Below are 7,529 nucleotides of genomic sequence, written 5' to 3' on the forward strand. Positions count from 1 at the left end.
CCCTACGGGATTCACACATCTGGCGGGGCGGTTGCGAGCTTGAAGCCAGTGATGCGATGGAGGAGGCGATCGAGGCCACGGGCCATAGTCTTGGGGCCTGGGGGTTTGTAGTAGCAGTTCCAGCCGCCGAGGCGAGCGACAATCCAGGCGAGCCAAGCCAGTGAGTCTGGCCGGTGCGGGTTCTTCTGGCGCTGCGAGCCGCCTTCAAGTGTGGCGCCGATGGCCGCCGCGGCTGGGATGTCGTGGGGATCGATGATGTCGGTGGCCGGTCGTGAGCTGGCGTCGCGGGCATCGACGAGTTGGATGATGCGCGCGGCCGAGACGAGACCGAGAGCGGCAAGGTTGATCAGCCGACCGGCGGTCTCCAACTGGCTGTCTTCGATGTTGAGGCCATTGCCCTTGAGAATGCGGAACACCTCCTCGATACGCCAGCGCAGGCGATAGAGCCGCACCACGTCCTGCGCATCCTTGAGCGTGGCGACCGGCAGCGTCGTCAGCAACCGCCACAAGAGCGGCTGACCAGTGCCGGCCGGTGCCATCTCCTCGCGGACGTCAACGAGCCCCAAGGTGAGGGTCGGGGCGGCCTCTCGGTTCGGCTTGCTCATCGGCCGTTTGATCGTCACCGTGCCCGCCTTCAAGGTGACCGTCGCCATACGGCCCCTGTCTCCCGGCCGCTTCGGCACGATCTTGACCTCGGCCGTACCGAGAGCGGGCCAGCCGACGGGGGCATCAAACAGCCTGCCACCGGCGGCCAGCGCGCGGTCGTGGTGCGCACGCACGGCGAACTCGACCGTCGGCGGGCGGCGCGCGAACATCGGATAAATATCGGCCTCCCGGTCGGCCACCATGACGACTTGGCGGGCCGCCGGCGCCAGGTGACAGGCCGCGAACTCGGCCGCCTCGAGCCAGCGGTGGCTCTCCTTCTCTTCGAAGGGAATGCCGCGATGGTCGGGTGTCGGCTCCTCGCCGCGGGTCCAAATCCTGGCCCCAGCCACACCCAGCAACGCCTCGTCATCGGCATCTACGGCCACCACCGGATGCACGAAGAAACCCCGGATCTCGGTGTTGCCAGTCGGGCCGAGCCCGACGGCGGGGCGGCGCTGCCGAGCGAAGTTGATCTCGCTGGTATCCTGCACCGCCACCACGCGGCGGCCCGCACAGGCTGCCGCCGTGCGCTCAATATGCGGCACCAGCAAGCCCCACGGCTCGACCTGCGCTGACGACAAAAGGCCGTGCGCCGCCAGTTCTCCCGAACGCGTGCCGCCGAGTTCCCGAAGCTGCAGCGAACCCGTCGCCATAATCCGATCTACCATCCACGCCGCGCGCGCATCCCGTCGCGCATCCCCAAGCACCGCAGCACGCCGCGCCATCTCGCACCCCGCAATCTACCCGACAGCGCGCCTCTTGAATCATTCCCAGCACGCCCTCGCTAACGAAATCCGAAATGTGTGAACCCCGTAGGGCCTTGAGCCGGGAAACGCGATCCAGTCCCGGCGAGGCAGACCGCACCAGCGGCGGCAATTCTGGATCGCCACGCCCTGCGGGCTCGTGATGACGGTGATGGGTTGGCGAGGCCGTTCCCGCCGAGGCGGGAAGATGGATGGCCGGTTCGCGCTGCGGGCCGGGCGCCCTACGCCACCGGCGTCAGCAGCGGTTTGCCGTCGAAATGGGCCAGCAGGTTGCGGACGACGAGATCCGCCATGGCGTTGCGGGTCTCGACCGTGGCGCTGCCGACATGCGGCTGCAGCACGACGTTGTCGAGGGCATACAGCGCCTCCGGCACCGTCGGCTCATGCTCGAACACGTCGAGGCCGGCGGCGCCCAGCCGGCCGTCGACCAGGGCGGCGACCAGCTCGGGTTCATCCACCACCGTGCCGCGGGCGATGTTGACCAGGATGCCGTCCGGCCCGAGCGCCTCGAGCACCGCGCGGTTGACGATGTGATGAGTGGCCGCGCCGCCCGGGCAGCACAGCACCAGCACGTCGCTGTCCTTCGCCAGCGCCACCAGGTCGGGATAATAGGGATGCGCAATCTCCGGCTTGGCCCGCGGCCCGTGCCAGGCCACCGACAGGCCGAACACCGCCGCCCGCTCCGCCACCGCCTGGCCGATCCGGCCCATGCCGACCACGCCCAGGCGCTTGCCGCGCAGGCTGCGCGACAGCGGCAGGCCGCCCTGGGTCCATTTCCCGGCCCGGACGAACCGGTCGCCGACGCAGAGGCGGCGGGCCGTGGCCAGCATCAGCAGCAGGCCGAGATCCGCGACCTCGTCATCGAGCACGCCGGGGGTGTTGGTGACGCGCACGCCGCGGGTCTTGGCATGGCCGACATCGACCTTGTCGTAGCCGACACCGAAATTGCCGATAATCTCCAGTGCCGGGAACCGGTCCATCAGCTCCGCCGAGACGCCGGGACCGGTGACGATGCCGCGAACGTCAGGCGCGACGCGCGCGATCAGCGCCTCGCGGTCTTCCGCCTCCCACAGCCGGTGCACGGTGCAATGCGCCTCCAGCTCGGCGAAGGGGCCCGGCATCAGACCGGCAAGGGCGAGAACGACGGGTTTGGTCATCGGGTGTTTCCTCTTTGGCCCCGGATCAGTGGGCCCGCACCAGCCTATCGTCAATGTCCGACGATTCAAGCCATTCCACGGACAATGCTTAGATCGCCCCCGGCAACGCCATTCTGTCGCCACGTTCCGCTGCGTCTGATGCATGGGATGCACCAATACGGTAATCTGTCGGAACATCGACATGAGTCGGCTGTTTTGAGTTCTGAATAAACACAAGAAAAGGCCGGTCCATCTTGACCTCCTTGGAGATCGCCGAATTCGGCGTATACGGTCTACTCGCCATCGCGCTGACGCTATTGTGTCTTCTGTCCAGCAATCTCCTCTGGCTCGCGGTCACCTTCTGGCGCCACCAGTCGCAAGGCCAGAGCATGGCGAATCAGATGCCGGCCATCGCCCCGGATGACGACGACCTCCCCAGGGTCCTGATCCAGGTTCCGATCTTCAACGAACGGCATGTGGTGCGCCGCATCCTCGGCGCCACCGCGGCGCTGGACTGGCCGCAGGACAAGCTGACGATCCAGCTGCTGGACGACAGCATCGACGAGACCCGGGAAATCGCCGAGGCCGCAGTGCAGGAGCTGCGCGAGGCCGGGGTCGATGCCCACCGCCTGCACCGGGTCGACCGCACCGGCTACAAGGCCGGGGCGCTGCATGCCGGGCTTGCCGTGACCGACCACCCCTATGTCGCGGTGTTCGATGCCGACTTCATCCCCCGGCCGGACTTCCTGCGCCGCACCGTCGGCGTGCTGGAGAACGACAAGCGCCTGGCCTTCGTGCAAGGCCGCTGGGAGCATCTGAACGGCGACGAGAACCGGCTGACCCGGGCCCAGACGCTGATGCTGGACGCGCATTTTGGGGTCGAGCAGCCGGCCCGCAGCATGACCGGCCTGCCCCTGCCCTTCAACGGCACCTGCGGCATCTGGCGCCGCGCCGCGATCGAGGATGCCGGCGGCTGGAAGGCCGACACGCTGACCGAGGACCTCGACCTCAGCCTGCGCGCCCATCTCAAGGGCTGGCGCGCCCGCTATCTCTCCGACGTCACCGTGCCGGGCGAGCTGCCGTCCAACATCGCCGCCTGGCGGGTGCAGCAGTTCCGCTGGACCAAGGGCTTCGCCCAGGTCGCCTGCAAGCTGCTGCCGACGATCTGGCGCTCGACCCTGCCGCGCAAGGCCAAGGTCGCGGTCAGCCTGCAGCTGCTGCAATGCCTGTTCTATCCGCTGGCCGCGGTGGCGATGGTCAACACGCTGATGTTCCTTGGCATCGGCTTCGTCCAGCCGGTGTTCCTGACCGTGCTCGGCCTGCTGTCGACCGTGCTCGGCATCGGCGGCACCGTGGCCTTCCTGGTCTCCGGCCGCTGTGCCGTGCGGCGGGAGCGGCTGGGGCGCGTCGTCGGCGACATGCTGGCGACGATGGCGCTGAACGCCGGCCTGTCGCTGTCGAATTCGCGCGGTGTGGTCGAGGCCTTCATCGGCCGCCGCAGCGGCTTCATCCGCACGCCGAAGAAGGGCAGCTCGCGCCGCTCCGGCTACCGCAGCGGCGCCGGCAGCGGCATTCCGGAGACGGCGGCCGGCACGGTGCTGCTGGGCATGACCGTCGGCGACCTGGCCTGGTACCTGCCCTTCCTGGCGGTGTCGGGCGCCGGGCTGCTCATGATGGGCATGGCCCTGCTGGCCGACCGCTACGACATCAAGCTCGACCTGCGCCTGTTCCCGGCCAAGCTGCCCGGCGTGAAGCTGGCGCCGCCGGCCGCCGCGACGGCCGTGGCACCCCAGCCGAACACGCGCAGCTGACGAGGCGGGCCGGGACCATCCATCCCGGCCCCGAACGGTCGAAGCCGCATTTCGGCAGTAACCATATTCTCGCCCCCGCCTGCCTCTTTTCCGTCCCAAAGCTGGTATTATGATCCGCGCGCAACTGGCCCCAGGCGGGGCCCCGCGGGAGACGGATCATGGGCCTTTGGAGCAAGATCGCCGGCGAATTCATCGACATCATCGAATGGACCGATGATACGCAGGACACGATCGTCTACCGGTTCGAGCGCCACAACAACGAGATCAAGTACAACGCCCAGCTGACCGTCCGCGAAAGCCAGGTCGCCGTCTTCGTCAACGAAGGCAAGATCGCCGACGTGTTCCAGCCCGGCATGTATACGCTGGAAACCAAGAACCTGCCGATCCTGTCGACGCTGCAGGGCTGGAAATACGGCTTCGCGAGCCCGTTCAAGGCCGAGGTCTATTTCCTCAACACCAAGCGGTTCACCGACCTGAAATGGGGCACGATGAACCCAGTGATGCTGCGCGATGCGGAGTTCGGGCCGGTGCGGCTGCGCGCCTTCGGCACCTATGCCATCCGGGTCAAGGACCCGGCCGCCTTCATCCGCGAGATCGCCGGCACCGACGGCCGCTTCACCACCGACGAGATCACCGAGCAACTGCGCAACCTGATCGTCACCAGCTTCGCCGGCGCGGTGGCGAAATCCGGCATTGCCGTGCTGGACCTGTCGTCCAACTACGACAAGGTCGGCCAGGTCATCCGCGATGCCATCCAGCCGGAATTCGATGCCTACGGCCTCGATATCGCGACGCTGCTGGTGGAGAATGTCTCGCTGCCGGAAGAAGTCGAGCAGGCGCTCGACCGGCGCAGCAGCATGGGCTTGGTCGGCGATCTCGGCCGCTACACCCAGTTCCAGACCGCGGAGGCGATCAAGGCCGCGGCCGAGAACCCGGGCGGCGCCGCCGGCATCGGCATCGGCATGGCCACGGCCGGGGGCCTGGCCTCCGCCATGGGCGGCGCGGTGCAGCAGAGCGCCACGCCGCCTTCCGCCGGTGCGTCCCCGCCGCCCTTGCCCGGCGCCGTGGCCTATCACGTCGCCATCGACGGCAAGCAGGGCGGGCCGTTCCCGTCGTCCGAGCTGCAGGCGATGGCCGGCGACGGGCGCTTGACCCGCGACAGCCTGGTCTGGACCCAGGGCATGGCGGCCTGGACCAAGGCCGGCGACGTCGCCGCGCTGGCGACGCTGTTCGCCGACCTGCCCCCGCCGCTGCCGCCCGCCGCCTGACGACCCATCATCATGGCGGATACGACGTTTGCCTGCGCGTCCTGCGGCGCGCAGCTCGAATACGCGCCCGGCACCAGCATGCTGAAATGCCCGTATTGCGGGCATGAGAATCCGATCGCGGCCTCGCCCTGGACCAGGGTCGAGGAGATCGACTACGCCACCGGCCTGGCCGATGCCGAGATCGAGGCGCCGAAGGAGACCATCCACGTGGTCTCCTGCAAGCGCTGCGCCGCGGAGTTCCAGCTCGACCCCGCGATCCAGGCCTCGCGCTGCCCGTTCTGCGGCACGCCGATCGTGCTCGAGCCGCGTGAGGTGACGCATCTGCGGCCCGGCGCCGTGCTGCCCTTCGGCTTCGACGCCAAGGCGGCGCGGAGCAAATACGAGACGTGGCTGTCGGGCCTGTGGTTCGCGCCGAGCGATGTCCGGCGCCTGGCCAAGACCGATGCCGGCTTCATCGGCATGTATGTGCCGTACTGGACCTATGACTGCGTCACCAGCACCGACTATGACGGCCAGCGCGGCGTCGACTACACCCGGACGGTCCGCGACGGCGACCGGACCCGCACCGAGACCGAGACGAACTGGACCTCCTGCAGCGGCAGCGTCGCCCGGAACTTCGACGACGTGCTGGTGGTCGCCAGCCGATCCCTGCCCCGCGCCTATCTCGACCGGCTGGAGCCCTGGGACCTGGCCGATCTTGCCGCCTATGACGAACGCTACCTCCGCGGCTTCAGCGCCCAGCACTACCAGCTCGAGCTGGCCGACGGGTTCGAGGCGGCGAAGGCGAAGATGGAGCCGGTGATCCGCGGCGACGTCCGCCGCGACATCGGCGGCGACAAGCAGACCATCGATTCGCTGGACACGGACTATGACGCCGTCACCTTCAAGCATGTGCTGCTGCCGGTGTGGCTGAACAGCTTCCGCTATGGCGGCAAGCCCTACAGCTTCGTCATCAATGGCCGCACCGGCCGGGTGCAGGGCGAACGGCCCTGGAGCTGGCTGAAGATCGGCTTGGCCGTGCTGGCCGGCCTGGCCGTGGTTGCGATCGCCGTGATGCTGCTCGACAAGCGCTGACGGCCCGTCTCTCCTACCCCTGCCCATTGCAGTGAAGCCGGGGGCGTGGCAATCCAGGCCTTCGCGCATCGTGATGACGCTTTCGCGCATCGTGATGACGGCGAGTGTCTGGAGCCGCTGAGGCATGTCGCATGTTCCCAACCACCTCTGGCTCCTGGCCGGCGCCTTGCTGCTCGACGCCGTGGTCGGCGACCCGCCCTGGCTATGGCGGCATCTGCCGCATCCCATCGTCCTGATCGGCCGGGGGATCGGCTGGCTCGACCGCCGGCTGAACCATGACGGCGACGCCCCGGCCCGGCGCCGCGTGGCCGGCATCGGTGCTGTGCTGCTGCTGGTGCTGCTGGCCGGCGGCATCGGCTGGGGCGTCTCGGCCCTGCTGCGTGCCCTGCCCTTCGGCTGGCTGATCGAGATCGCCGCCGCCGCCGTGTTCCTGGCCCAGCGCAGCCTGCACGACCATGTCGCCGCGGTGGCCGCCGCCTGCGAGCTGGAAGGGCTGGAAGGCGGCCGCCGCGCCGTGTCGATGATCGTCGGCCGCGACCCGCAGAGCCTCGATGAGGCCGGCGTCTGCCGCGCCGCGATCGAGAGCGATGCCGAGAACACTTCCGACGGCGTGTTCGCGCCGGCCTTCTGGTTCGCGCTGTTCGGCCTGCCCGGCATCCTGGTCTACAAGGCGGTCAACACCGCCGACAGCATGATCGGCCACCGCACCGCCCGGCACGAGGCCTTCGGCTGGGCCGCGGCCCAGCTGGACGACGTCCTCAACCTCGTCCCCGCCCGGCTCTGCGGCGCCCTGATCGCCCTGGCCGCGCCCTTCGGCGGCGGCCGCATCGG

General features: G+C 68.7%; 6 protein-coding genes. 4 read left to right on the plus strand and 2 right to left on the minus strand.

Features of this window, described 5'->3' with window-relative positions:
- Window positions 1–11 precede the first annotated feature (11 nt).
- The gene (locus AC3XYG_RS10970) at window positions 12–1,298 is read right to left on the minus strand and encodes an IS4 family transposase (protein ID WP_489139864.1); all 1,287 of its coding nucleotides are present in this window, start codon (window positions 1,296–1,298) and stop codon (window positions 12–14) included.
- Between the two features lie 332 nt (window positions 1,299–1,630).
- Window positions 1,631–2,566, minus strand: a complete 936-nt coding sequence (locus tag AC3XYG_RS10975) for a 2-hydroxyacid dehydrogenase (protein ID WP_489139865.1) — start codon at window positions 2,564–2,566, stop codon at window positions 1,631–1,633.
- Window positions 2,567–2,946: 380 nt separating this feature from the next.
- Here AC3XYG_RS10975 and AC3XYG_RS10980 point away from each other — a divergent pair, with 380 nt between their 5' ends.
- The 4 genes from AC3XYG_RS10980 to cbiB all read left to right on the plus strand — a co-directional run.
- Entirely contained in the window at window positions 2,947–4,356 is a 1,410-nt protein-coding gene (locus tag AC3XYG_RS10980; protein WP_489139866.1) for a glycosyltransferase, read from the plus strand.
- 158 nt (window positions 4,357–4,514) lie between these two features.
- A complete protein-coding gene (locus AC3XYG_RS10985) occupies window positions 4,515–5,624 on the plus strand; it encodes an SPFH domain-containing protein (protein ID WP_489139867.1) in 1,110 nt (369 codons plus the stop codon).
- Between the two features lie 12 nt (window positions 5,625–5,636).
- Window positions 5,637–6,698 (plus strand): TFIIB-type zinc ribbon-containing protein, encoded by a 1,062-nt coding sequence (locus tag AC3XYG_RS10990; protein WP_489139868.1) that lies wholly within the window; start codon window positions 5,637–5,639, stop codon window positions 6,696–6,698.
- Window positions 6,699–6,822: 124 nt separating this feature from the next.
- Window positions 6,823–7,529, plus strand: a 707-nt coding sequence (gene cbiB, locus AC3XYG_RS10995; protein WP_489139869.1) for an adenosylcobinamide-phosphate synthase CbiB, incomplete at its 3' end; no start/stop codon positions are given.

Source organism: Inquilinus sp., from assembly GCF_057815775.1.